This is a genomic window from Permianibacter aggregans (genome assembly GCF_009756665.1).
In the GTDB taxonomy this organism is placed as follows: domain Bacteria; phylum Pseudomonadota; class Gammaproteobacteria; order Enterobacterales; family Permianibacteraceae; genus Permianibacter; species Permianibacter aggregans.
Genome location: NZ_CP037953.1, coordinates 3,074,374 through 3,100,725, shown reverse-complemented (window position 1 = coordinate 3,100,725; position 26,352 = coordinate 3,074,374). Strand labels below are relative to the sequence as shown.

The window sequence follows — 26,352 nt, the reverse complement described above, 5'->3', positions numbered from 1 at the left end:
GCTGATCCCGAATAACGTTTGCTGACCGATTAGCGCTGACCGAGCGCCAAGCCACCGCTTTTGGTTTCGGCGACGCGCACCTTCTGGCCATGCTGGGTGGTTTCGGCGCCGCGAACGATCACCTGGTCACCAATATTGAGCGCCGCCGAAACAGCAATTTTGTCATCAGTGCCGGCACCGGTGGTGACCACAGTGCGCTCGGCAACGCCTTCGCCGTTCACTTTCATCACATACGTTGCCTGTTCGCGAATGACTAAGGCATCGCGCGGAATCACCAGCGTTTGCTCGGCGCTGGCGCGCGGCACCGCGACTTTAACGGCCATGCCCGGCGTTGCCTTCAGGTTGCGGGCATCGAGGCGCAATTCAAACGCGCGTGAGCTGAGATTGGCCGTTGGCGTCCAGGTACGCAGCGGTAGTTCGATGATGTCGCCATTGAATTCAACACTGAGTGTTTTCGCCTCGGCCAAAAAACTGGCGACGCTGATGGGCGCCTGTGCTTGCACATCGAGTCCAATCAAATCGACCAGTTGCGCAACCGGTTGGCCGGCCTGCACGTATTCGCCCCGTTGCACCCGCCGCTGGGCGACGACGCCGTCGAACGGTGCGGTAATTCGGGCTTTTTTGATCGCCAGCTCGCTGCGCGCAATCAGCACTTTCTGTTGTTCGATATTAGCTTGAGTCACGGCCAGATCACGCTCCGTTGCATCGATTTCGTTACGTGAAATGCTGTTATTGGCAATCAAGGTTTGCAGCCGCTGCAACTGCTTTTCGAAGTACGTTTCAGATGCCTGCAACCGGGACAGCACCGCCTGTTGCTCGGCCAATTCCAGTTTCAGTGCTTCGTCGTCGATACGCGCCAGCGGTTCACCGCGTTTGACCCGACTGCCGATTTCGGCAACCCAGACAATCTGCCCGGCGCGCTCGCTGGCGATCTGAGAATCCTGACGGGAAATGACGTTAGCTGGCACCCAGATCACCGGTGCCACTTCACGCGCTTCGACGGTCGCCACCGTCACCAATGTTGGTGGCGGCGCTTCGGCAGCGTGCAGCGACGTAAGCGGCACACTGAAAAGCGCGGTTGCCAGCGCCATATGACGAAGAGATTTTTGCATGTTCATAACGAGTTCCTTCAGGCAACCGATTCGAGTTTGGCCGGTTCGCGTTTGGCACGTTCGCCTTGCAATACCGACAGACGGGTTTCACCGAGGCGCAGCAGACACGGCAGCAAAATGATCGTGAATACCGTGCTGACCGTCAGACCGCCGACGATAACGGTCGCCAATCCGCGATAGATAACACTGCCAGCTCCAGGCATCAGCACCAAGGGCAACATGCCGAACAAGCTCGTTAGCGTGCTCATGAAAATTGGCCGCAGGCGTGTGCGCAAAGCCTGTTCAACCGCATGGTGACGACTTAGCCCTTCACGTTCAGCGCTGCGGGTTTGATGCACCAGCAAAATGGCATTGTTGATCACCAGCCCAAGCAAAATAATGAAACCGATCATCGTCAGCAGATCGAGCGGCTGGAACGTCACCAGATTCAACAGACGCATCGCGAGCACACCGCCAACGGTCGCCAGCGGCAAACTGAGTAACACCAACGTGCTGTCCTTGACTGATCGAAACAAAGCGCTGAGCAACAAGAACAACACCAGCAGTGCCATCAGGAAATTCTGGCCCATCGTGCTGATCGCTTTGCTCAACTGATCGGCACTGCCACCGTAAAGAATATTGCCGTCAGCCGGTAACATCGCGCGCAATTCCGGCTCGACTTGGGTTTTTATGGCGTCAATGGTTTCTTCCAGTGACCAACCTTCCGGTGGGTTGACGAACAGACTGATGGTGCGATTGCGATCGATGCGTTGCAAACGTGTCGGGCCTACGGTGCGTTCGATATCAACAAGCGCGCGCAGCGGCAACACATTTCCGGCTGGGGTGTACAGCGGCACATCACCTAGCGAATCCGGATCGAAACCCTTATCGCTGCGGAGAATCATGTCCTGACGCTGAGCACCGTCAAAGTATTCACCAACGTAAACGCCATCACCCAACGCACGCACAATGGTGCCGAGATCGCGCCGGCTCCAGCCTTGTTCATTGATCAGGCGATCATTCGGTGACAACCGTAATTCCGGCTCCGCCAATTCCAAACCCGGCTGTGGCTGCACCATCGCGCCGTCGATGACTTGCTGAATCCTGTCCATGCCATGCCGCGCTGCGGCCAACAGTGCTTGCGTATCGCGCGACTGCAGATGCAGGTTGACGCTGCGGCCACCGCCAAAACCACCGAACAGATTGCCTTGATTGGCAAACGCACGGGTATCGGGCAAGTCGACCAGCACCTCATTACGCACGACGTTCAGCAGTTCGTCGACCCGCGATTGATCGAGCGCGCGCACACCGATGGTACCGCCCCAACCACCGATAATGATGTAGTAGTTTTTCAACGCCGGTTGCTTTTCGCCGTCCATATAAGGTTGTAATCGCGCGATGATCGGTTTGACGACCTCCTCTTCAACGGTGTCGATATTGACGCCTGGAGGAAACTGGAAGAAGGCGTCGACGGCATCGCGCTTTACCGGCGGCAGATAATCGAGCTTGGGCATCGCCAGCCACGTGATCGTCACCGGTACAATCATCAGGGTCGCGAATACGATGGCTCGCTTTTTACCGGTGCTGGTCAGATTCATGACAAATGCCGTGATGCGGTCCCATTGCTTGCCAAACCGGTCCGGCACTTGCACGCCTTTCAAGCCGATGCGTGCCATCACCGGCAACACGGTTACGGCGACCAGCAACGACATACTGACCGCTATCGCGATGGTCAACGCCAAATCACCAAACAACTGGCCTTCTATATCTTTAAGGAAAAATACCGGCAGGAAAATCGCGACCGTGGTGGTCGTCGATGCCAGTAATGCGCCCCAGACTTGCGTAGCGCCCTTGTCTGCCGCCTGCTCACCGGGCACGCCTTCATCACGCAAACGAATAATGTTTTCCATGACGACAATGGCCGCATCGAGCACCATGCCCACAGCAAACGCCAGACCGGCCAGCGAAATGACGTTCAGCGAACGACCGGTGATTTGCAGCATGATGAACGTCGCCAGCAAACTGGTCGGGATCGCCAGCGCAATCATCAACGTTGCCCGCATCCGCCGGACAAATACCCAGAGAATGCCTACCGATAAAGCGACACCGAAAACCAGGTTGCTGGTGACCAGATTGATCGCGCGATAAATAAACACCGAGGCATCAAATGACTGCACCATGCGCAGTTCTTTTTCGGCCAGCAGATCGGTGTTGATCTTGTCCACTTCGGCCTTGACGCTATTCAAGGTATCAAGCACATTGGCGCCGCTTTGCCGGTTGACGCGAATCGAAAACGCCGGATTGCCGTTTTGCACGGCGAGGTTGGCCCGATCGGCCGGGCGGATATCGACAGTGGCGACATCGCCTAAGCGCACGGCAACGCCGTTGCGCCATTCCAGAATCAGATCGCGCATTTCTTCCGGCTCATATTTGCCGGTGAAACGCAGCGTGTACTGGCGCCGACCCACATCGAGAAAACCACCAGAGATATCATTGCTGCCGCTGACCCGCCCGACGACATCCGGTAGAGTCAGTTGGTAGTCGGCCAGCTTGTTGGCGTCAAAACGGATTTGCAGTTCCTCACGCTCGGCGCCACTTTCAACCGTGACGCTGGCAACACCAGGAATGGCTTCGATGCGCGGACGAATGACATCGGTGACAAAATCGACGTTGTCGTTCAGTGATTGTGTGCTGCCGGGTAAAGTTTGCAGGAAGAAATAGGTTAGCGCCTCACCGCCACCGCCCCAACCACCGAGCATGATTTGCGGCGGTGTCGCATCGCGCGGTAGCGGCGGTAAACGCGTCATTCGGCTGATCACTTCGATCAGCGTCTGCTGCATGTCGGTATCCAGCGCGAATTCCAGATTGATCCAGGCGAAACCCTGATTGGCATTGGCCGACATCGACTCCAAACCGGGCAAGCCTTGCAGAATATCTTCCTGCGGTTCGATGATTTCCGATTCGATTTCGCGTGGCGATGCTGCACGCCAAGCCGTTTGCACCGCAATCACCGGCCGTTCGATATTCGGAAACAGTTGTACCGGCAGTCGTACTATCGCGTACAAGCCAAACACCGCCAGCAACGCGACGATGACAGCGAGGCCAGCTGGATTATTCAATGCCGTCGAGGTCAGTTTCATTGCAGCGTCCTGTTCAATGGTTAGCTAAAGCGTGGATGTCGCACAGCTTGAGGCGCGGGCAAGATAATAGGTAGGGCTACGCGTTTAATTGACGCAAGGCTGCGGCCAATGGTTTGGATGCGGGTGAAAAGTTTTTCAAAAGTTTTCGGCGAGATTGAACTTGTAACGAACTGTGTTGTGGCATCGATATTGCGCATTGAAAACGAGTTCCCGCGAAATGCAGGGAAACGATATAAGGAGAACTACTTAGTTCGCTTTAGGCTAAGAAATGCATGGCTCGGTGTGGATGATTCGGAGGTGTTAGGATAAATCCGAACCTACACCTCAAAGCCGAAAGGTAGGTGCGAATTTATTCGCACAATAACGTTCCAAAGAATTGCACGAAGAAGGCCAAGCGACTTTCGTGGTGTCCGAGTGAATTCGGACCTACTTAGGTAACAATGCAATAGTCTGTCATTACTATTTGGAAGTGTTCCGATGAATCCGAACCTACAACTCAAGCACCGAGAGGTAGGTGCGCATTTATTCGCACATTGATCATCCGAAGGACTGCATGAAAAGCCAATCGACTTCCTTGGTGCCCGAATGAACTCGGACCTATCTTATTTTTTATGTTCAGGCGAAATGTTTGATTTTATCTTTGTAGCCACGACTCATCTTTAATCGCGCGCCGTTTTTCATGGCCAGAAAATATTCGCCGTTGGTGTGGTTGATGATTTTCTCGACTTGGTCGAGATTGATGATCGTGGAACGGTGGATGCGCTGGAACAGGTTCGGGTCGAGCAAGGATTCCAACTCTTTCATCGTGCAGCGCATGATGTGCACTTGCTCACCGACATGCAGGCACATGTAATCACCGGCGGCATCGACCCAACTGATATCCCGCACATCGACCAGCGTGGTTTCCTGCCGGTCTTTGACGCTGATGCGGCTTGGGTATTGCTGCCCGGCTTCGGCCCGCTCCAATACCTGATCAACCGACTGATACTGTTCACCGGTGATATCGGAAATGAAATGCATCAGCCGCTGTTTGTCGGCCAATGCCGTTTGTTGGGCCCGATGGGCACGCACCCGCTCGATAGTTTTTTCCAGCCGCTGTTCGTCGGCCGGTTTCAACACATAATCAATGGCGTGTATATCAAAGGCATCAAGTGCGTATTCATTGAAGGCCGTGACAAAAACAATCAGCGGCAATTGATCGGTGGGCAGTGCGCGTACGACATCGAAACCGCTCAGGCCGGGCATCTGGATATCGAGAAACACCAGGTCCGGCTGCTGTTCGGCAATCGCATGCAAGGCTTCGCGGCCATTCTGGCATTGCGCAACGACGGCAACATCTTCAAAGCGGGCCAGCCGCATTGCCAAGCCTCGGCGGGCCAGGGATTCATCGTCGACGATGATGGCGCGTATGCTCATGTCCATTACCTTCTGGCGCCCACTCAAGTTTGTCGCGCCACATTGTCTTCAGTCTGATACGGCAAACGAATACTGATTTGCAAACCACTCGGCTTCAGGTTGTCGATTTGAAAACCGTGATCCTCGCCGTACAGTTCGCGTAAGCGTTCGCGGGTATTGCGCACACCAACGCCGCAGCCGTTGTGATGTCGACCGGATAGCATCGCGTCGATATCGTCGACACCGGGGCCGTCATCGGCCACTTCCAATAATAATTCACGGGCGAACACCCGGGCGCGAATGGCAATTTTACCGCCGTGCTCGGAACGGGCAATGGCGTACTTGATGGCGTTCTCGACCAACGGTTGTAACAGCAAGCTCGGGATCATCGCGGATTCGGCGGTTTCGTCGATGTCGAACTCCAGACTCAGGCGCTCCTCAAAGCGCACCTTCTCGATACCGAGGTAGAGTTTCAGCGCATGAATTTCCTGGGCCAGTGTCACTTTTTGCATTGGGTCATTGTCGAGCGAATAACGCAGAAAATCCGACAGGCGACTGACCATGTCGTTGGCGACCTGATGATTTTTTTCCAGAATCAAAGTCGAGATGGCGTTCAAGGTGTTGAACAGAAAATGCGGGTTCAATTGATAGCGCAGCATTTTCAGTTGGGCCTGATGGGCCAGCGCATTGGCACGCAGCGCGCCTTGAATGGCCTGCTGCATACCTTCGTAGAATTTGACGCCGAAATACAAACCACTCCAACAAATGAAAATATAAAAAAGCGTGGTGATGCCTTTGAAATATTTCATGAATTCGGTCGGCTGGTAAGTTTCGTATACTTCCCAGAGCACGTAGTTGGTCAGCACCGCCAGCAATGCCGCACAAACATAGGAAGCCAACGCCACCAGAATGATGCGCCACCACACCGGCGCGCCCCAGATGCGTCGGTAAAAGTGGCGCAAGCCGATGCTGATCAGAAAGCCGAACGCGGCGCCGGCGAAGCGGTAACAGGGATAGCCCCACTCCTCGCCCCAATAACGGCCGCTCAAATACGAGGTGATACCAAAACCAGCCCAGCCACAGGTGTTCAACACCCAGAACAGGCGTTTATGGTTTTCCAGCCAGCATTTGAGGTTCATGACAACCGCTAATCCCAAGACTAATTGAATGATACGTACCGCTTGGCATTGTAAAAGCATTTGCCGGCCTAGCGGTCAACACTCGTCGCAATGGCGGCACCACTGAACGTTTCCACGTCCTGCCGCGCCACCGGCGCGATCAGCACGGCTGAACTACACTGAGACCAAGGCCGAGCCCCGTGCTGTCGGCAGGGAACACATACGTCAGGAAGCATGCTACCTCGATGGAATCCAACAAACACAATGTGGCCGAGTCGTTGACCACCGGTGTGGACGGCATCCAGTTACGGCTTGACCACCAAGGCCATTTACATGCGCCGGACCACCGCGTGCTGCAGTGGTTGGGGCTGCATGGCCGCCAGGGTGCTACCGATTCCTTGAGCCTGTTGCTGACCCAGGCCGGGCTGCGCGCCGACACACTGACCCGCACCGAACAATTGGTGTCACGTCAACGCGACTTCAGCATCGACTGGCCACTGCGTCTGGCCCCTGGCGACTGGCGTCATCTGCATTGCCAGGCCGAACGCCTGAACAATGACGCCGGCCAATACGACGGCCTGCGCTTACGCATCTGCGACCTGACCGCGTTCCGCGAGGAACAGGCGTTCGCTCAGATGCAATCGCTGATCATCGCGCTACTGTCCAGCGGCGCCTCAACGCAACACATTCTGCAATTGCTCAGCGAAGAAATTGAGCGACTGACGGTCGATTTGCTGGCCTCGATTCTGCTGCTTGATGATGATCAGCGACACGTGCTGCACGCCGCTGCCCCCAGTTTGCCGCCAGGCTATGTGCAAGCCATCAACGGTTCTGAAATCGGCCCACGCGCGGGTGCCTGTGGCACCGCTGCCTGGCGGCGCGAGCAGGTGATTTGCCATGACATTGCCAGCGACCCGTTATGGCGTGATTACGCGCCGCTGGCCTTGAGCAACGGCCTCAAAGCTTGCTGGTCCACGCCGATTCTCGACGTCAATCAGCGCGTGCTTGGCACCTTCGCGTTGTATGCCCGTGAGCCAGCATCGCCGAGTCGTTTTCACCAGCGCATGCTGACTACCATCACACAACTGGCGGCGATGGCGCTGCAACGTGAATGGCGAAATGTTCAGCTGCAAAAACTGGAACAGGCCATCGAACACAGTCCAATCGGTTTTGTTTTGTTCAATGCCGAACAGCGCATCGAATACGTCAATGCCAGCTTGCTGCAGTTGTTTGGCTACACACAGAAAGAACTGCTTGGCGCCACTTGGGAAGTGCTGCACGGCGAGCATGCGCAAAGCGAGGCGCTGGTCGAACTCTGGCAAGACATGCAGCGGCGCGGTCGGGCCGAAAATGAAATCACCGCCATCGATCGGGGTGGCGGCGAATTCCCGGCGCAGATGCTGCTCTGTCGAATCACCGATCACAGTTTGCAGGCTCCCGGTTTTCTCGCCATTTACCAAAGCCTGCGCGAGCGCAAAGCCGCTGAACAGGCGCTGCATGAAGCCGCCTATCACGACAAAGTCACTCAGCTGCCGAACAGGGCACTGCTGTATGACCGGCTCAGCATGCAAATCGCCGTTTGTCGGCGCAATCAGCAATTCGGCGCGCTAATGCTGATCGACCTCGACGAATTCAAGCGTATCAACGACACCCACGGCCATAGTCTTGGTGATGCCTATTTGCGTGCACTAGCCGAACGCCTGCAGGAAATGCTGCGCGAGGAAGACACCCTGGCCCGGCTCGGCGGCGACGAGTTCGCCGTGCTGCTGGCGCAGATCGGCGAGGACGCCGACGCTGCCACCGCCCATGCCTTGCAGGTCGCGGAAAAATTGCGAACCCGCCTGAGTGAACCGGTCGAGCTGCGCGGCAAGCACATTCAACAATCAGCCAGCATTGGTCTGACGATACTGCCGAAAGGCATGGAGTCACCGGAAGATTTGCTGCGAGAAGCCGACACCGCTGTGTTCGGCGCCAAGGAAAAAGGCCGCGACACCATCGTCGTGTTCGAACGCGAAATGCACACCCGCGTCAGCGAACGTTTCGAGTTGGAGCAAGACTTGCGCTACGGCCTGGAGCAACAACAATTCCAGGTTTATCTGCAGCCGCAAGTGGATCATCAGGGCACTATCCGCGGCGCCGAAGCGCTGCTGCGCTGGCAGCACCCACAGCGTGGACTGGTGTCGCCGATTCAATTCATCCCAGTCGCCGAACAAAGCGGGTTGATTGTGCCGATTGGCGAATGGGTGCTGCAGCAAACGCTGAGCGTCATGCGTCAGTGCGAAGCCGCCGGTAAACCACTGCGCTTTGCCGTCAATGTCAGCCCGCGCCAATTCCGCCAGGCTGACTTTGTCGACTCGGTCAAACGCGCTTTGCAGGACAGCGCCGCCGATGCCCTGCACCTGACGCTGGAGCTGACCGAAGGCCTGTTGATCGACGACCCGCAAAGCACCCGGGAAAAAATGGCGGAGCTTGCCGATCTCGGCGTGCATTTTTCTATCGATGATTTTGGTACCGGCTATTCCAGTTTGAGTTACCTGAAACGGCTGCCGCTGCGCGAACTGAAAATTGATAAATCTTTCGTTCAGGATGCACCGAATGATCCGAGCGATGCCGCTATCGTCGAAACCATTCTGGCCATTGCCCAGCATCTGCATTTGACCGTGATCGCCGAAGGCGTGGAAAACGACGAGCAGGCCGATTTTCTGCGTCAGCGTCACTGCTTTTTGATGCAGGGCTATCGTTTTGGCCGGCCGATTCCCGCTGCCGATTTTGTCGAGCAGTGGCTGGCATCAGCAAACCCTTGAGTCGTTATTGAGAGGAAATCAGCACACCATGCAGGACCATGACAACAACGAATCCCTGGCCGAACTGCAAAAGGCTTTTCTCGAAGAAGTGCCGGTGCGTCTGCGCGCCATTCGCGCTGCTTACGAACTGATTGATTGGCGGCGCTGGCATGCCAACTCCACCAATATGCTGGTGTCACTGCTGCACAAATTGATCGGCAGTGCCGGCACACTCGGCCAGCCGTCGCTGAGCACCGCCGCATCGAACCTGCATCAGGAACTGATTCAGTTGAACGAACAACTGACCATCGACGAGGAAACCTGGAGTCAGATTGGTCGCCAAATTACCCGGCTGGAACAACTGACGCTAAGCAAGCTGCCAAGCCATGCCTTCGATCGTCACAGCACGCCGGCACATACCGGGCCAGAACCGCCTTTGGTGTATCTGGTCGATGACGATAATACGCAAACCCAGGGCCTGCGCGCCAAGCTGGAAAGCGAAGGCTATGGCGTCAAAGTGTTCAGCAAGCTCGAAGTTTTTCTCGAAGCCTGTCAGAAGCAGCGCTTACCGCATGCCATCTTGATGGACATGGAATTCACTTCCGGTCGTTTGCAAGGTGCCAATATCATCGCCGAACTGAAAGCCGATCCACGCTTCAGTCCGGTGGTTATTTTCATTTCGGTGCACGACGATCTGCGTTCACGTCTGGCGGCATTTCGCGCCGGCGCCAGCCGCTACTTCACCAAACCTTATGATCAGCGCCATTTGCTCAATACCCTCGATGAACTGGTCGGTCGCAACGACGACGATCCATACCGGGTGCTGCTGGTCGACGACGATGCGCTGGCCAGCAAAGCCTATGCATTGGCGTTGAGCGAAGCTGGCTTCAAAGTGAAAGTGGTGCATCAAGCGCTAGACACCTTGAAAGCCGTACGCGAATTTCATCCGGACGTTTTGTTGCTTGATGTCTATATGCCGGAGGCGACTGGACCGGAACTGGCTGCGGTATTGCGTGAAGATGAACGTTTAGCGTGGATGCCGATTCTGTTTTTGTCTGCCGAATCCGATCCGAGCAAACACGCGGTAGCGCTGGCGCTAGGTGGCGATGATTTTCTGATCAAGCCTGTGCGCGGCAGTTACCTGGTCAGTGCGGTGCGCGCTCGAGCATGGCGGGCACGGCGTAATCGCCGCTTGATTCATCTGGCGTTCAACCCGGATTCGGTGTCAAAACCTTTATGAACGACAAGTCTGACTACCAGTCGGCGCCATTGCCCGATGACGAAAACGAAAGGCTGCTGACGCTGCAGCAACTGCATGTACTGGACAGCAGCGAAGAAGCCGTTTTCGATCAGATCACAGCGCAAGCAGCCACGATCTTTCAGGTTCCGATTTGTCTGGTGTCACTGGTCGATCATGAACGACAGTGGTTTAAAAGCCGGCAAGGACTGGACGTGTGCGAAACGTCGAGAGAGTTGGCGTTTTGTGCCCACGCGATTTTGCAAGACGGGATTTTTGAAGTTCGCGACACCTTGCAAGACCCGCGTTTTCGCGGCAGTCCATTGGTGCAAGGCGCGCCTCATATTCGCTTTTATGCCGGCGCGCCGCTGATTACCGACAATCAGCATCGCATCGGTACGCTCTGTTTGATTGACCGGGTGCCGCGGCAACTGAACAGCGAACAACGGCAATTGCTGAGTACCCTTGCCGCGCTGGTCGTGCAACGGCTGCAACAACGAAAACACCAACTGGAACTGAAATTGGCGCAAAAACAACAGGCGCCGACCGACACGCCAGCCACTTATTTCCAGTTGCTACGTGATAGCAATCAGTGCTGGCGTTTCACCTTTATCGCGCCAGAAGTTGACCGTTTGCTCGATCTGAAACAAGAAGATCTGACCGAGAACTTCTCGCGCTTATTGCGAGATTTCTCAGAAGCCGACCGCAACGGATTCCTGCAACAACTGAACATCAGTGCTGATGAGCAAACACCATTGCATGCCGAACTGCACTGGCCTGCGACGGCGGATCAGACCGAACGCTGGCTTGCCATCAATGCCGAGCCGGACCGCACACCCGATGGAGGTGTCACGCTATTCGGGCAGTTGACCGATATCAGCCGAGTCAAACGCGATCAGCACATTCAGGATGGGGAGCGCCGGCGTTTGCAAATGATTGTCGAAGGCACCCGCACCGGCATCTGGGAATGGACCGTTGGCGAACAGCAGGTGTACATCAACGAACACTTTGCCACGCTGCTGGGCACCAGCATCGAAGCCCTGGCGCCATTCAGTTCCGAAGCCTGGGAATCGCTGGTGCATCCGGAGGACTTGCCAAATATTCAGCGGCAACTGGAAAGCCATTTGCAAGGCGACATTCCGGCGCTGGATTTGGAATACCGGATGCGGCATGCGCTGGGTTATTGGGTCTGGGTGCATGGCCGTGGCCGCGTTTACACCCGTTCGACCGATCAGCAAAAGCTGGTCGCCGGCACCTTGCAGGACATCAGCGGCCGCAAACTGATCGAACAGGAAATTCGCCGTGCCAGACAGTATTTGCAAACGGTTGTCGATGCGTCGACTGATGTCGCCATTTTCACCACCAATGCCCGCGGTCAGATCAATCTGTTTAATCCTGGCGCCGAAAAATTGCTTGGTTATCGTGCCAGCGAAGTGATCGGACAGATCGCGCCGGAACAGTTTTTCGATACCCAGGAACTGGAGCAACGACGTCAACAGTTGGCGCTGCCACATCGGCAAACCATCAACCACTTCGATCTACTGGTCGCCGATGCCCGACTCGGTCACACCGATACGCGGCAATGGACCTGGTACGACAAACAGCGACAACCGCATCAAGTGCGGCTGTCAATCAGTGCGCTGGAAACCGCTGAAAACGTGGTTTCAGGCTTTGTCGGTATAGCCGTCGACTTGACTGATCGAATTCTGGCCGAAGAACAGTGGAAACAAAGTCAGCAACGCTTTTCGGGTGCGTTCGACATGGCGCCGATTGGCATGGCACTGGTGTCCTTGCAGGGTAAATGGCTGGAGGTCAATAATCATTTGTGCAAGCTGCTTGGCTATCCGCGAGAGGAATTGCTGCGCACCGATTTTCAAACCGTCACCCATCCGGAAGATCTGCAGGCCGACTTGCAATACGTGCAAGCGCTGCTGAATGGCAAGCTCAATCACTATCAGATGGAGAAGCGCTACTTTCACAAAAGTGGCGAGATCATCTGGGGTCTGCTCAGCGTCTCGCTGGTGCGCGACAGTCTGGAGCGGCCGGTGCACTTTGTTTCGCTGATTCAGGACATCACCGAACAAAAACGCACCGAGCAAATCAAGGACCAATTCATCGCCACGGTCAGCCATGAATTGCGCACGCCGCTGACCTCGATTGTCGGTGCGCTGGGGTTGATCAATGGTGGCGTCTTAGGTGATCTGTCGGATGAGATGGCGGACATGCTTCGTATCGCAGAACAAAACAGCAAACGATTGATGGCGCTGGTTAATGATCTGCTCGACATGGAAAAACTGGGCGCCGGCAAGCTGGAATTGAAACTGAAGCCGCTGCAACTGGACAGGGAAATCGACAGCGTACTGGAAAGCCTGCAGGCCTATGCGCACCAATACCGCATTCGCATGCAATTCAGCGAATCGGCTCGCGACCATGCCCAGCGCTGTGTGGTGCTCGCTGAAAGCCGGCGCTTGCAGCAAGTGTTGACCAATTACCTGTCCAACGCGATCAAGTTTTCTCCGCCAGGCAGCGAGGTGCGTATCGAGATCAGCCAGGATCATCGCCACGCCCAGGTTACCGTGAGCGACAACGGTCCCGGTATTCCCGTTCATTTGCATGACCGTCTGTTTCAAAAGTTTGGTCTGCTCGATGGTTCCAGCACGCGCACCCAACCCGGTACCGGTTTGGGTCTGGCTATCTGCAAGGAGCTGGTCGAGGCGATGCACGGCGAAGTGGGCTTTGACTCGATGCCAGGCAACGGCTGCCGGTTCTGGTTCAGCCTGCCGCTCGTCAGCGCCGAGTTGCACTACAGTTAACTGAGCCGCAAAGAAAGACGGCACCAGTCAGGTAGTTGCCCGCGTTGTTGATGACTGAAGTGGAAACAGGAGTTGAAGAGCATGCCGGCTACACCATTGAACACCATTCTGCATGTCGATGACGACGCCTCGATTCGAGCCGTTGCCAAGGTAGCACTGCAAAACGTCGGAGGCTTGCAGGTCGTCAGTTGTGCTTCCGGCATCGAAGCCTTGGAAAAATTCCCAGAATGCCGGCCAGATCTGGTGCTGCTCGATGTCATGATGCCATTGATGGATGGCCCGACAACCCTGCAAAAATTGCAGCGACAATTCCCGAACCAATCGTTGCGCGTCGTGTTCATGACCGCGAAAGTGCAGCAAAAGGAAATCGATGAATACAAGACACTTGGCGCTGGCGATGTCGTGATCAAACCGTTTGATCCGATGACACTGGCCGCGCAGCTGCAGCAGATTTGGCAGCGATTGCCATGATCGCGGCACAACGCTTTCCGCCGAGGCTGTCACGATGAAACCGCCTTCCGGATTTGGCAAACGCTGGTTGCTGGCGCTGCTGATCCTGTTGCTCGCCATCGCACTGGTTTTGCTGTTCGGTCAGCAGGAACAGATGGCGGCCAGTGCCGGCCTGCGCACGGTGACGTTTCTGGTGCTTTGCGTGCTGGCCGCTGGCTGCGTGGCACTGTTGGCGCTGAGTCCGGTAAAAACGTCGGCGCAAAGCCAGGAAAGGCATTTGCAAAGCTTGACTATCTCCGATGCCCTGCTGGCGCAAATTACCCAACGCAGCGAACAACCGATGTTGCTGACCGATGCCCACGGTCATATTGTCTGGGTGAACAGCGCGTTCGAATCAGCCAGCGGTTTTCAACGCCGGGAACTCATGGATCAAACGGTCATCGGTTTGTTGCAGGGCCCGGAAACCGACCCGGATACGCTGAAAACCATGCAACAGGGCTTACTGGCCCAACGCGGTTACACCGTCGAAGTGTTGCTGTACAACAAGGACAAACAGCGCCACTGGCACGCCATCGAATGCAAGCCCTTGTTCGACGATAATGGCTCGCTCAGCCATTTTTTTGCACTGCATAGAGACATCAGCGTCAAAAAGCAGATTCACCAGCGCCTGCGTCACCATAACAGCGTGCTGGTAGCGATGCACCGGGAACTGACCAGCATCCGGCGCAGCCGCGAACAGGTCATGCAGCGCATCGTTTCAGTGATTGCCGATGTGCTGAACGTCGAACGGGTCAGCATCTGGTTTTTCAGCAAGGACAAGCAACGATTGAACTGCGAAGTGATGTACGAACGCAGCAAGGAACACTATACCCGCGGACTGGAACTGGACATGGCTCTGACACCACGATACCAGCGGGCACTGTTGAACGAACGCTATATCGCCGCACATGAAGCGCGCAGCGACGCCCGCACGGCTGAGTTCACCGATATCTATTTTACGCCACTGAATATTTTTGCCCTGCTCGATGCCGCCATCATTCACAACGGCGAAACCGTCGGTGTCATTTGTGTTGAACACATCAACGAGCCGCGCTTCTGGGAATATGATGAGCAATTGTTCGTTGGCTCAATGGCCGATCTGGTCCAAGTCGAGTTGGTGCGTGAAGAACGCTGGCACAACGAATCGATACTCGAGCGCACCGGCCATGTCGCCAATGTTGGTGGTTGGGAGCTCGATCTGAACACGATGAAACTGGAATGGACCCGGCAAACCAAACGCATTCATGAAGTCGACGAATCATTCGAACCAAAACTCGATCAGGCCATCGCATTTTATGCGCCGGAAGCGCGCAGCAAAATCGAACAGGCCGTCAAGCAGGCGATGACCACAGGCCGGGGTTGGGATCTTGAGTTGCCGATGGTTACCGCCCGCGGTCGACAAATCTGGGTGCGTGCGGTCGGCGAAGTAGTCATGAAAGACGACAAGCCCGAGCGACTCTACGGCACCTTTCAGGACGTCACCGAACGCAAACAAACCCAGAGTGAACTGGAGCGCACAACAGCGTTGCTACGCAACGTACTGTCTGCCGCATCGGAAGTGTCGATTATCGCCACCGATCCGGACGGTTTGATCACCGTGTTCAATCGCGGTGCTGAGCGTTTGCTTGGCTACCGCGCCAGTGAACTGGTTGGCGTCGCGACACCGGCAATTTTCCATGACGCCAACGAAGTGCGCACCCGTGGCGAACACTTGAGCCAGGAACTCGACAAACCGGTCGATGGTTTTCGGGTATTTGTCGAAATGGCAGAACGGCGCGGTGCCGAAAAGCGGCAATGGACCTACCTGCGCAAGAATGGCGAATCGGTGCAGGTATCACTGGTGGTTACCGCGATGCGCGATGAACAACAACGCATCATCGGTTATCTTGGCATCGCCCAGGACATCACCGAACAATTGAATGCCCAGCGTGCGCTACTCGAAAGCAAAGCGCAATACGATGAGTTGACGGCGCGCATTCCGATTGGCACCTACAGTGTTTTACTCAGGAAAGATGGACGAATTGAGTTTACCTACGTCAGCCAACGCTTCTGCCAGATGCTTGGCGTAACCGAAAAAGCCGTGTTTGAAAATGCCATCAATGCGTTCAAGCCCGCCCACCCGGACGATTTGCCTTCGCTGATCGCCGCGAATGATTACGCACGCGACAACATGACCGATTTTCGCTGGCAAGGTCGCTTTGTCATCAATGGTGAGATTCGCTATTTCCGCATTGCCTCGACACCGACCCCGGTCGAAGACGGCGCGGGATTGTGGAATGGCGTCGTCATCGATGTTACCGATTACTGTCTGGCGCAACAGGCACTGGAGGAAAACGAAGCGAAGTTTCGTACTCTGTTCGAGCGCGCCAACGATGCCATTCTACTGTGCACCAACAATCAGATTCTCGATTGCAATCCGTGCACGTTAACCATGTTTCGTTATGACGAGTTGGCGCAAATGCCGACCACCATCGATTCGCTGTCACCGGACATTCAGCCCGACGGCCGTGATGCCCGTCAGCAAATGCGACAAGCCTTTGAATTGGCAACGCGTGATCAACAGGCACGTTTTGACTGGTGGTTCAAGCGCGGGGACGGCAGCCTGTTTCCGGCCGAAGTGCAATTGTCGGCGTTTCGTCTTGGTGAACAAACGGCATGGCAGATGACCGTACGCGACATCACCGGGCGAAAAATTGCCGAACAACAGGCGCACGAACAGCATGAACACACCCAGGCCATCATCAATAATGTACTCGACGGCATCATCACCATCGATGCTTCGGGCATTGTCAGTTCGTTCAATCATTCCGCGGAAAAGCTGTTTGGCTATCGCAGTGAGGAAATGATTGGTCAGAACGTCAATGTGCTGATGCCGGAGCCATATCATTCCGAACATGATGGGCATATTGCGCGTTACCTCAAAACCGGTGAACGGAGAATCATTGGTCGAGTCCGGGAAGTGCACGCCCGCCACCGTAATGGCGAGGTGTTTCCGGTCGAGCTTTCGGTTTCCCAGATCACCCGCGGCGGCAAGCCGGTGTTCATCGGCATGATTCGTGATATCAACGAGCGCAAGCGCATTGAAAAAATGAAGACCGAATTTCTCTCGACCGTTAACCATGAATTGCGCACGCCACTGACCTCAATCATCGGCGCCTTGAGTCTGATCGGCTCCGGCGCACTCGGCCCGCTCGATGACAAAGCCTCGCAAATGGTGCGCATTGCCAAAAGCAACAGTCAGCGCCTGACGCGCTTGATCAATGACTTGCTCGACATGGACAAGATGGCGGCCGGTAAAATGGTGTTCGACTGGCAACTGCTGTCGGTGGCATCGCTGCTGGAGAAAGCGATACAACAACACCGTGGTCTGGAGTCGAGTTACGGCGTGAACTTTGTCATCGGCGCCCAACCGAAGTCTGCAGAGATTGAAGTCGATGAAAGCCGCTTCCTGCAGATACTCGGCAATCTGTTGTCGAACGCTGCCAAGTTCTCACCGAGCGGCGCCGATATCGAGATCGACAGTCATCTGCAAGGCAAGGAAATCTGCATCAGCGTCCGCGATAGTGGCCCAGGTATCGCCGAGGATTTTCACTCACGTATTTTTCAAAAATTCTCGCAGGCAGACAGCTCCGATTCGCGTCGAAAAGGCGGTACGGGTCTCGGACTTGCTATCTCGAAAGAGTTGACCGAGAGCATGGGCGGACGCATCGGCTTTGAGTCAGAGCCGGGTCAAGGTGTACGTTTTTTTGTCTGCTTCCCACTAAAATCCCCCGTGGCGACCAAAAGCCTGCATTGAAACCGTTAATCGTTGACGGTAGTGGCCAATATTGGTATCACAGATTATTGAATGCTGATTGATCATCAGCGTTGCGAAGGCAACGTGCTGTGCGCGACGAAACTTCCGTTGTCGCGCACCTTGCTGCCAGCTTACATACGGCGAATCTTCGCACCCAGGCCCTGCAATTTTTCCTCGATGCATTCGTAACCGCGATCGATATGATAAATCCGATCGATCACGGTTTCGCCTTTGGCGACCAATGCTGCCAACACCAACGATGCTGAGGCGCGCAAGTCGGTAGCCATCACTTGTGCGGCGGTCAGTTGCGGCACGCCTTTGACGACGACCGTGTGGCCTTGCACATCGAAATGAGCGCCCATGCGCTGCAACTCCATGACGTGCATGAAGCGGTTTTCAAAAATGTTTTCGGTAATTGAGGCGGCGCCTTCGGCAATCGCATTCAGCGCACAGAACTGCGCCTGCATGTCGGTCGGAAAGCCCGGGAACGGTTGCGTGGAAATATTGACCGCCTTCAATTTGCGGCCGTTCATGTCCAGCGCAATCCAATCTTCACCGGTGGTGATTTTGGCGCCGGTTTCTTTCAGCTTTTGCAGCACGGCATCCAAAATATCTGGATCGGCATTGGTGCAGCGAACATGGCCGCCAGTCATCGCCGCAGCGACCAGATAGGTGCCGGTTTCGATACGGTCCGGCTGCACGCGGTAGTCGGCGCTATGCAGTTTTTCGACGCCCTGGATGACAATGCGCGAGGTACCGGCGCCCTGAATTTTTGCGCCCATCGCGATCAGGCAGTTGGCCAGATCGACGACTTCCGGTTCGCGGGCGGCGTTTTCCAGAATGGTTTCGCCTTCAGCGAGCGCGGCCGCCATCAGCAGGTTTTCGGTGGCGCCGACACTGACGACATCGAAAAACACTTCCGTGCCCTTTAATCGGCCATTACAGCGAGCACGAATAAAACCGCCTTCAACGACGATATCGGCGCCCATTTGCTGTAAGCCCTGGATATGCAGATTGACCGGGCGAGCACCAATGGCGCAGCCGCCAGGCAAGCTGACATCGGCCTGACCAAAGCGAGCCAGCAAAGGACCAAGACAGAGCACCGACGCCCGCATGGTTTTCACCAGTTCATACGGTGCTTCGAAGTGATCAATTTTACTACCGTCGATATCGACACTCATGTCTTCGTTGACGGTGATCGCCAAGCCTAAACGGCCGAGCAATGCCATCGTCGTCGTGATGTCGTTCAAATGCGGCACGTTCGACAGGCTCAGGGTGCCGTCGACCAGAATCGCCGAAAACAAAATCGGTAGCGCGGCGTTTTTCGCGCCGGAAATACGGACATCGCCGTTCAGCGGCACGCCCCCTTCAATAACAAGCTTTTGCATGACGACAGTCTCGGTCAGATGGCTGGCGCCTTTTCTTGGTCAGCGCGCAGCGAATATTGGGTGATGAATAAAACGCCGCTTCAGGAAGCGGCTTCGGAAGGGGTCAGGGTTTTCATCGTCAGTGCGTGCAGCTCGCCGTTGGCGATCCAGTCGTTGACGATGGCATAGACTTTTTGTTGACGCTGGACGGTACGCAGGCCGTCAAACCGCTCGCTGACCACGGTCAGCTGAAAATGATAGCCATCGCCGGTCGCGTTGACGGAATCGCCGGGGAATGCCTGCTGCACTCGCTGCTGCAAGGCTTCTACACTGATGGCCATGATTACCTCTGCTTGAATCGGTTATTTCCAGCTCAGCGGCAACATGGTATCGACGCCGCTAACCCGCGCCATCGACAACAACTGCGAGGACGCGCCGGTCATTTTAACCTCAATTCCCTGCTCCTTGGCATGGGCCATGAACGCCACCAGCGTAGCGACGCCGGCGCTGTCGATGCGATGCACCTTGCTCAAGTCAAGCTTGACCTGCTTTTGCTCCTGCTCCAGCAGCGCTTCCCAGATCGCCTCGACGGTGGCAAATCCGAGCTCACCATCGAGCTTCAGCAGACCATCTTCCTCCGGCGTCAGCGTCACTTGGCGGCTCCGGCGTTGACCTGGGCCAGTTCACTGATCAGGCCGTCCAGCCCCTTGTTGTTGATCAATGGACCGAATTCCTCTTTCTTGCTCTGCACCAGGCTAATGCCTTCGACAATCACGTCGTACATTTTCCAGCTCTCGCCCTCAGGCGACAGGCGGTACCACACCGGGATGCGCTGGCCGTTCGGACGCACGATTTCGGTTTTCACGATGGCATTGCCGCGGGCATCTTTCTCCGGCTCACCGACAAATTCGATTTTGTCGCCGTCATAGCTGGCAAACGCGCGCGAGTAAAAACGGACCAGGTATTCCTGGAATTCCTTGGTGAACTGATCAAGTTGGGTCGGGCTGGCGGTGCGGGCATGGGCACCAAGCACACGGCGGGCCACCGAGGCGGTATCCACCTCCGGCAACACCACGGCACGGACGATGCCTTCGACTTTGGCCGGATTGTCCTTGATCTGCGCTTTTTCCGCTTCCAGGCGGCTGATCATCTGGTCGGTGGCCTTGGCGATCACTTGCTTAGGTGCTTCCGCGGCAACACTGGCAACGCTGACGGCCAACAGCACGGCGGCCAGGCACTTGTGCAACAGGGTCATGATAAAACTCCTTCACTCAGGGCCGGTTTACTGCGCCGGCTTGTCGGAAAACAGGTATTTGCTGATCAAATCTTCGAGCACCAGCGCCGATTGCGTTTCGGTGATCATGTCGCCAGGCTGCAACAGATCGAGTTCACCACCTGGCGACAAACCGATGTATTGCTCGCCAAGCAAACCCGCGGTGTTGATCTTGGCTGAGGTATCGATTGGCAGCTCTTTGTAACGGCTATCGATCGCCATCGTCACGATTGGCATGTAGTGCTCATCGAGGCCGATTTTAGACACCCGGCCTACGAGCACACCGCCCATACGCACCGGCGAACGCACTTTCAGACCACCGATATTGGCGAAACGGGCATTGAGCTCATAGGTGTTGTCGCCATTGAGCTGATTGATGCTGCTGACTTTCAGCGCCAGCACAATCAGCGCGGCGATGCCCAGCATGACAAAAGCCCCGACCAGAATTTCTACGCGGCGCGTATCCATCAGTTCACATCTCCAAACATTAAAGCCGTTAATACAAAATCGAGGCCGAGGATGGCCAGTGAGGCGTGTACGACGGTCTGCGTCGTCGCCTTGCTGATGCCTTCCGAGGTCGGCACGCAGTCGTAACCGCGAAACACGCTGATCCAGGTAACGACCAGCGCAAACACGACGCTTTTCGCTGCGCCGTTCAAAATATCGCCGCGAAACTCGACGCTCGATTGCATCGTTGACCAGAACGCGCCGGCATCGGAACCAAGCCAATCGACGGCAACGATATGGCCACCAAATACACCGACAACGTTGAAAATCGCGGTCAGCAATGGCAGCGCGATAAAGCCAGCCCACAAGCGTGGTGCGATGACCCGACGCAGCGGATCGACGGCCATCATTTCCATGCTCGACAACTGCTCGGTCGCTTTCATCAAACCAATTTCGGCGGTCAGCGCCGAGCCAGCCCGGCCGGCAAACAATAACGCCGCCACCACCGGTCCCAGTTCACGGACCAGACTCAAGGCCACCATCGGCCCAAGACTGGCTTCAGCGCCATATTTCACCAGAATGGTGTAACCCTGCAGGCCGAGCACCATGCCGATGAACAAACCGGAAACGACGATGATCGCCAGGCTCTGAACGCCAACGTTATACAGTTGCTTGAGCAGCAAACGAAAACCGCCACTGAACGAAAAGCGGCCATACATCGAACGGCTTAACACAAACCCGGCGCGGCCGAATGTCGCGACACCGTCGAGCGAATAGGCTCCGACCCGGCGCAGAAAATTGATCATGACAGCGCCCCCATCAAATCTTCCTTATAGTCCTGAGCCGGATAATGGAACGGCACTGGGCCATCCGGCTTGCCCTGCATGAATTGACTGACCTGATCGTTGTCACTTTTCTGCAAATCGTCTGGTTTGCCGTGCGCCATGATTTTGCTGTCGGCGATGATGTAAACGTAGTCGGCGATGCTGCAGACCTCGGTGACATCATGCGAAACAATAACCGAGGTCAGGCCGAGTGCATCATTGAGCAGACGAATCAGCTGCACGACGACCCCCATTGAAATCGGATCCTGGCCGGCGAACGGTTCGTCGTACATGATCATCATCGGGTCAAGTGCAATCGCGCGGGCCAGTGCCACGCGGCGGTTCATGCCGCCGGACAATTCCGATGGCATCAAGTCACGGGCCCCGCGCAAACCAACAGCTTCCAGCTTCATCAGTACCAGTGTACGCAGTACCGGCTCCGGCAAATGGAAATGTTCACGAACCGGAAATGCGACGTTTTCGAACACACTCAAATCGGTGAACAGTGCCCCGCTCTGGAACAGCATGCCCATTTTTTTGCGCAGCTCGAACAGCTCCTGGCGATCAAGTTTGGCGACATCCTGACCATCGAATTTGATGCGACCTTTATGCGGGCGAAGTTGGCCGCCAATCAGGCGCAGCAAGGTGGTTTTGCCGGTGCCAGATGGACCCATGATCGCGGTCACTTTGCCGCGCGGAATGCGCACGTTGACGCCGTCGAAAATCGCCCGACGGCCGCGCTTGAAATGCAGGTCCTCAATCTCGACCAGGTATTCGTCGTTATTGTCCATATCCATTGCGTTCTGGTGGCTCGGAGTCGGATCTCGTCCGACCAAGGGCGCGTATTCTACCGAAGTTGACCGAAACACGAGCGAATGCCTTTGTAAATCATCGTGACGATGAGAATGACGCTAGTGTGTAGGGTGAAAATGAATTGAAACTGAACTTGAGTACCGGAGCTGTCTCAGAAAAACGCTCGTACAATTCTGCATGAGGTCATTCCGGGATGGCCGGTATATAATCGGGCCCTTGTTTTGCATACCCCGGCCTTGTTCATGTCTGAAACCTCCAAACCCCATCATTTCGCCGAACTCGGCAAAGCCGTGCTCGATATCGAGATCAAGGCGCTGGAGCATGTAAAAAGCCGGCTCGACGGCAGTTTCAACGCCGCTTGTGAAAAAATGCTGGCCTGTCAGGGCCGTATTGTCGTGCTCGGTATGGGTAAATCTGGTCATATCGGCGGCAAGGTCGCGGCGACGCTGGCCTCGACCGGCACCCCGGCGTTCTTTGTCCACCCCGGTGAAGCGAGCCACGGTGACCTCGGTATGATTACCGAACAGGACGTCGTACTGGCCTTTTCCAACTCCGGCGAAACCGATGAAATCCTGATGCTGTTGCCAGTGATCAAGCGCCGCGGTGTGCCGCTCGTTGCCTTGACCGGTCGACCCGGCTCAACACTGGCCCAGGCCGCCGATGTCCATGTTTATGTTGGTGTAGAGAAAGAAGCCTGCCCGCTTGGCCTGGCGCCGACCGCTTCGACCACGGCCGCTTTGGCCATGGGTGATGCCCTGGCGGTGGCGCTATTGGAAGCACGCGGTTTTACCGCTGAAGACTTCGCCTTGTCGCACCCGGCCGGTGCGCTCGGTCGCCGGCTGCTGTTGCATGTCGAGCAAATCATGCATGGCGGCGAGGCGGTGCCGAAAGTGCGCCCCGATGACTCGCTGAAAACGGCGCTGCTGGAGATGTCGCGCAAACGGCTCGGCATGACCACGATTGTCGACGAAAGCGATCACCTGCTTGGCATTTTCACCGACGGCGATTTGCGCCGGACGCTGGAAAAGAATGTCGATCTGGCCGGCACCAAAATCAGCGAGGTAATGACCAAAGGCGGCAAGACCACGCGCGCCAAACTGCTGGCGGCCGAAGCGATGCGCACGATGGAGCAATATGCGATTGGCCAACTGGTTGTCGTCGATGACGAAAACCGCGTCGTCGGCGCACTGAACATGCACGACCTGCTGAAAGCCGGCGTGGTGTAAGGAAGCATGATGGACCAGCAACTGCTGCAACGGGCCCGCGCCATCCGGCTGCTGATTTGCGATGTCGACGGCGTGCTGACCGATGGCTCGGTCATCCTCGGTAACAACGGCGAAGAACTGAAAGCCTTCAATATCAAGGACGGTTTTGGCATCAAGGCCCTACAGAAATTCGGCGTCGAGGTGGCGCTGATCACCGGCCGGCAATCGAAGCTGGTCGAAACCCGGGCTCGCGAACTCGGTATCAGTCAAGTCTTTCAGGGCAACACCGACAAGCGCGGCGCCTTCAATCAATTGCTGCAGCAACTGAATCTGACGCCGATGCAGGTCGCCCATATTGGCGACGACCTGCCGGATCTGCCGCTGTTCATGCGGGTCGGCCTGGCCGTGGCACCAAGCGATGGCCACCCCTGGATGCGGGAGCGGGCCCATTTTGTTACCGTCGCCGAAGGCGGTCGCGGCTGTGTCCGTGAGCTGGCCGATCTGATTCTGCATGCCCAAGGCCATGTCGACGCGCTTTTGGCCCAGTACGACGCGGAGCCGGGCCGGGCATGAATCTGAAGAAATGGTTGCTCGGACTGATCCCGCTGGCGGCACTGGTCGTCACGCTGATTCTGATCAGCCGGGAAAACCGCGAGCTGCAACAACCGGAAGAACTGCGCGCGGCAATGAGCAGTGCCGAAGGCGCGTATTTCATGGAAGGGGTCGAGTCGAAAGTCTTCGATGCCGAAGGCAAATTGAGTTACACACTGCGCTCGCCCCGGCTGGATCATTTTCCGGAGCGCTCTGCATCGGAAATTCGCACACCGATCGTGCAAATCAATCGGCCGAAAGGTCCGCCCTGGCAGATGACGGCGACGCAGGCACTGGCACAACATCAAACCGGTGACATGCATCTGCAAGGTGCTGTCGTGTTGCAACGGGAAGCCAGCGCCGACTACGAACCGATCAAGATGCTGACCGACGAGTTGATGCTGAACGCCACGGCGAAAAAAGCCGAGAGCAACAGCGACGTGAAATTTGTCAGCCCGAGCGGGCAAGTGACCGGAACCGGTCTGCGCGCTGACTTGTCCACCGAACAACTGGAAATTCTGGCCAATGTGCAGGGGGAATATGTTCGTCCGACTCCTTAGTGTTTGTCTGCTGACCTTGCCGGCCGTTGCCGCTGAACCGGCGACCACCCGGCTGAAATCCGACAGCATGAAAATCGATGGCCTGAGCGGCAAACAGCATTATCAGGGCAGCGCTGTGCTGACCCAGGACAATGTCCGGATCAGCGCCGAGGCGATGAGCACCACGCAGAATGACAAAGGCGAATTGGCCAGTGCCCATTTCACCGGCAATCCGGTTCGGGTCGAACACACAGATCCGCTGACCGGCACCGTGTCGATTGCGCTCGCCAATGACGTTACTTACGTCACCGCCAGCGGCACCATCGCGCTGGTCGGCGATGCCCAGGTCGAACAACTGGAGCCAAACGTCAACCGGCTGCTGACGCTGAAAGCCGAAGCGATGCAACTGACCGAAGTCAACGGTCAGCTCAGTGATTTGAAAGCACGCGGTGCGCCGGCCGTTTTCAGTCAAACCAAAGGCGAGGAATTGCCGGTGCGTGGTCGCGCCAATTCACTGTCCTATGAAGGCCAGAAACAGTTCCTGGTGCTGCAGGGCAATGCCCAGTTGCAACGCGGTAACAGCACGCTGAGTCACAGCGTTATCGAATACGATGGCATCAACAAAACCACCAATGCACCGAAACGCGACGGCGAACAAATGGAAATCCAGTTGATGCCGGAAGCGCAAAAAGGCCAGAACGAATGAGTAGTCAGTTAAGTGCCCGCCATCTGGCCAAGGCTTACAAGAAACGCACCGTTGTCAGCGATGTCTCGATGGATGTCCGCCAGGGCGAAATCGTCGGTCTGCTTGGCCCGAACGGCGCCGGTAAAACTACCTCGTTTTATATGATTGTCGGCCTGGTCAATGCCGACGCTGGCACCATTCACATCGATGCCGAGGACTTGTCCGGCGAGCCGATGCATGTGCGTGCGCGCAAAGGCATTGGCTATTTGCCACAGGAAGCATCGGTGTTCCGGAAATTGTCGGTCGCCGACAACATCATGGGCATTCTGCAATTGAACGATCAACTGTCCGATGCCGAGCGCGAGCAAAAGCTGGAAGCGCTGCTGGAAGAATTCCACATTGGCCATTTGCGTCACAGCATGGGCATGTCGCTGTCCGGTGGTGAGCGGCGCCGGGTGGAAATTGCCCGGGCGCTGGCGGCCGAGCCGCGGTTTATTTTGCTCGATGAACCTTTTGCCGGCGTCGATCCGATTTCTGTGCTCGAGATCAAACGCATCATCCAGCATTTGCGCGATCGTGGCCTTGGTGTCTTGATTACCGATCATAATGTCCGTGAAACTCTGACCGTCTGTGAACGAGCGTACATTGTCAGCGAAGGCCGCTTGATTGCTGAAGGGGCGCCCGATGCGATTCTCGCTAACCAACAGGTGCGACAAGTCTATCTTGGTGAACATTTCACGCTTTGA

Annotated in this window: 21 protein-coding genes; 10 read left to right on the top strand and 11 right to left on the bottom strand. The window is 56.1% G+C overall.

The window, feature by feature from the left end:
* Positions 1-29 precede the first annotated feature (29 nt).
* The 4 genes from E2H98_RS13910 to E2H98_RS13895 all read right to left on the bottom strand — a co-directional run bounded on the left by E2H98_RS13910 (position 30) and on the right by E2H98_RS13895 (position 6,765).
* Entirely contained in the window at positions 30-1,118 is a 1,089-nt protein-coding gene (locus E2H98_RS13910; RefSeq protein ID WP_133591836.1) for an efflux RND transporter periplasmic adaptor subunit, read from the bottom strand.
* 11 nt (positions 1,119-1,129) lie between these two features.
* On the bottom strand, positions 1,130-4,231 hold the full coding sequence (locus E2H98_RS13905; RefSeq protein ID WP_133591834.1) for an efflux RND transporter permease subunit: 3,102 nt from the start codon (positions 4,229-4,231) through the stop codon (positions 1,130-1,132).
* Between the two features lie 615 nt (positions 4,232-4,846).
* Positions 4,847-5,647 carry a LytR/AlgR family response regulator transcription factor gene (locus tag E2H98_RS13900; protein ID WP_133591832.1) on the bottom strand — a complete coding sequence of 267 codons (801 nt, stop codon included), beginning with the start codon at positions 5,645-5,647 and terminating at the stop codon, positions 4,847-4,849.
* A 23-nt stretch (positions 5,648-5,670) separates the two neighbouring features.
* Entirely contained in the window at positions 5,671-6,765 is a 1,095-nt protein-coding gene (locus E2H98_RS13895) for a sensor histidine kinase (protein ID WP_133591830.1), read from the bottom strand.
* 224 nt (positions 6,766-6,989) lie between these two features.
* Here E2H98_RS13895 and E2H98_RS13890 point away from each other — a divergent pair, with 224 nt between their 5' ends.
* From E2H98_RS13890 to E2H98_RS13870, 5 genes are all read left to right on the top strand, one after another.
* Positions 6,990-9,548 (top strand): putative bifunctional diguanylate cyclase/phosphodiesterase, encoded by a 2,559-nt coding sequence (locus E2H98_RS13890; RefSeq protein ID WP_133591828.1) that lies wholly within the window; start codon positions 6,990-6,992, stop codon positions 9,546-9,548.
* The gene (locus tag E2H98_RS13885; RefSeq protein WP_157591386.1) at positions 9,487-10,767 is read left to right on the top strand and encodes a response regulator; all 1,281 of its coding nucleotides are present in this window, start codon (positions 9,487-9,489) and stop codon (positions 10,765-10,767) included. The genes E2H98_RS13890 and E2H98_RS13885 overlap by 62 nt, the downstream gene beginning before the upstream one ends.
* Entirely contained in the window at positions 10,764-13,577 is a 2,814-nt protein-coding gene (locus E2H98_RS13880) for a PAS domain S-box protein (protein ID WP_133591824.1), read from the top strand. Before E2H98_RS13885 ends, E2H98_RS13880 begins: the two co-directional genes overlap by 4 nt.
* Before the next feature lie 81 nt (positions 13,578-13,658).
* Positions 13,659-14,048 (top strand): response regulator, encoded by a 390-nt coding sequence (locus tag E2H98_RS13875; RefSeq protein WP_133591822.1) that lies wholly within the window; start codon positions 13,659-13,661, stop codon positions 14,046-14,048.
* A gap of 34 nt (positions 14,049-14,082) precedes the next feature.
* Positions 14,083-17,862 (top strand): PAS domain S-box protein, encoded by a 3,780-nt coding sequence (locus E2H98_RS13870; protein WP_133591820.1) that lies wholly within the window; start codon positions 14,083-14,085, stop codon positions 17,860-17,862.
* A gap of 131 nt (positions 17,863-17,993) precedes the next feature.
* Here E2H98_RS13870 and murA read toward each other — a convergent pair whose 3' ends face one another.
* From murA to E2H98_RS13835, 7 genes are all read right to left on the bottom strand, one after another.
* On the bottom strand, positions 17,994-19,250 hold the full coding sequence (murA, locus tag E2H98_RS13865) for a UDP-N-acetylglucosamine 1-carboxyvinyltransferase (RefSeq protein ID WP_133591818.1): 1,257 nt from the start codon (positions 19,248-19,250) through the stop codon (positions 17,994-17,996).
* An 80-nt stretch (positions 19,251-19,330) separates the two neighbouring features.
* Entirely contained in the window at positions 19,331-19,570 is a 240-nt protein-coding gene (locus E2H98_RS13860; protein ID WP_133591816.1) for a BolA family protein, read from the bottom strand.
* A gap of 21 nt (positions 19,571-19,591) precedes the next feature.
* Entirely contained in the window at positions 19,592-19,882 is a 291-nt protein-coding gene (locus E2H98_RS13855) for an STAS domain-containing protein (RefSeq protein ID WP_133591814.1), read from the bottom strand.
* Positions 19,879-20,484: an MlaC/ttg2D family ABC transporter substrate-binding protein gene (locus E2H98_RS13850; protein ID WP_133591812.1), complete on the bottom strand. Its 606-nt coding sequence runs from the start codon at positions 20,482-20,484 to the stop codon at positions 19,879-19,881. The genes E2H98_RS13855 and E2H98_RS13850 overlap by 4 nt, the downstream gene beginning before the upstream one ends.
* 27 nt (positions 20,485-20,511) lie before the next feature.
* Positions 20,512-20,970, bottom strand: coding sequence for an outer membrane lipid asymmetry maintenance protein MlaD (gene mlaD / locus E2H98_RS13845; RefSeq protein ID WP_198325131.1), 459 nt, complete (start codon positions 20,968-20,970; stop codon positions 20,512-20,514).
* Positions 20,970-21,755 (bottom strand): lipid asymmetry maintenance ABC transporter permease subunit MlaE, encoded by a 786-nt coding sequence (gene mlaE / locus E2H98_RS13840; RefSeq protein ID WP_133591810.1) that lies wholly within the window; start codon positions 21,753-21,755, stop codon positions 20,970-20,972. Before mlaE ends, mlaD begins: the two co-directional genes overlap by 1 nt.
* Positions 21,752-22,564 (bottom strand): ATP-binding cassette domain-containing protein, encoded by an 813-nt coding sequence (locus tag E2H98_RS13835; RefSeq protein ID WP_133591862.1) that lies wholly within the window; start codon positions 22,562-22,564, stop codon positions 21,752-21,754. The genes mlaE and E2H98_RS13835 overlap by 4 nt, the downstream gene beginning before the upstream one ends.
* A gap of 264 nt (positions 22,565-22,828) precedes the next feature.
* On the opposite strand from E2H98_RS13835, the gene E2H98_RS13830 reads away from it, so the two are divergent.
* The 5 genes from E2H98_RS13830 to lptB are packed head-to-tail and all read left to right on the top strand — an operon-like array spanning position 22,829 to position 26,352.
* Positions 22,829-23,812 carry a KpsF/GutQ family sugar-phosphate isomerase gene (locus E2H98_RS13830; protein ID WP_133591808.1) on the top strand — a complete coding sequence of 328 codons (984 nt, stop codon included), beginning with the start codon at positions 22,829-22,831 and terminating at the stop codon, positions 23,810-23,812.
* Positions 23,813-23,821: 9 nt separating this feature from the next.
* Entirely contained in the window at positions 23,822-24,364 is a 543-nt protein-coding gene (kdsC, locus tag E2H98_RS13825; protein ID WP_198325321.1) for a 3-deoxy-manno-octulosonate-8-phosphatase KdsC, read from the top strand.
* Positions 24,361-24,942: an LPS export ABC transporter periplasmic protein LptC gene (gene lptC / locus E2H98_RS13820; RefSeq protein WP_133591804.1), complete on the top strand. Its 582-nt coding sequence runs from the start codon at positions 24,361-24,363 to the stop codon at positions 24,940-24,942. Before kdsC ends, lptC begins: the two co-directional genes overlap by 4 nt.
* Positions 24,923-25,627, top strand: a complete 705-nt coding sequence (locus tag E2H98_RS13815) for an LptA/OstA family protein (protein ID WP_162848196.1) — start codon at positions 24,923-24,925, stop codon at positions 25,625-25,627. Before lptC ends, E2H98_RS13815 begins: the two co-directional genes overlap by 20 nt.
* Positions 25,624-26,352, top strand: a complete 729-nt coding sequence (gene lptB, locus E2H98_RS13810) for an LPS export ABC transporter ATP-binding protein (protein ID WP_133591800.1) — start codon at positions 25,624-25,626, stop codon at positions 26,350-26,352. Before E2H98_RS13815 ends, lptB begins: the two co-directional genes overlap by 4 nt.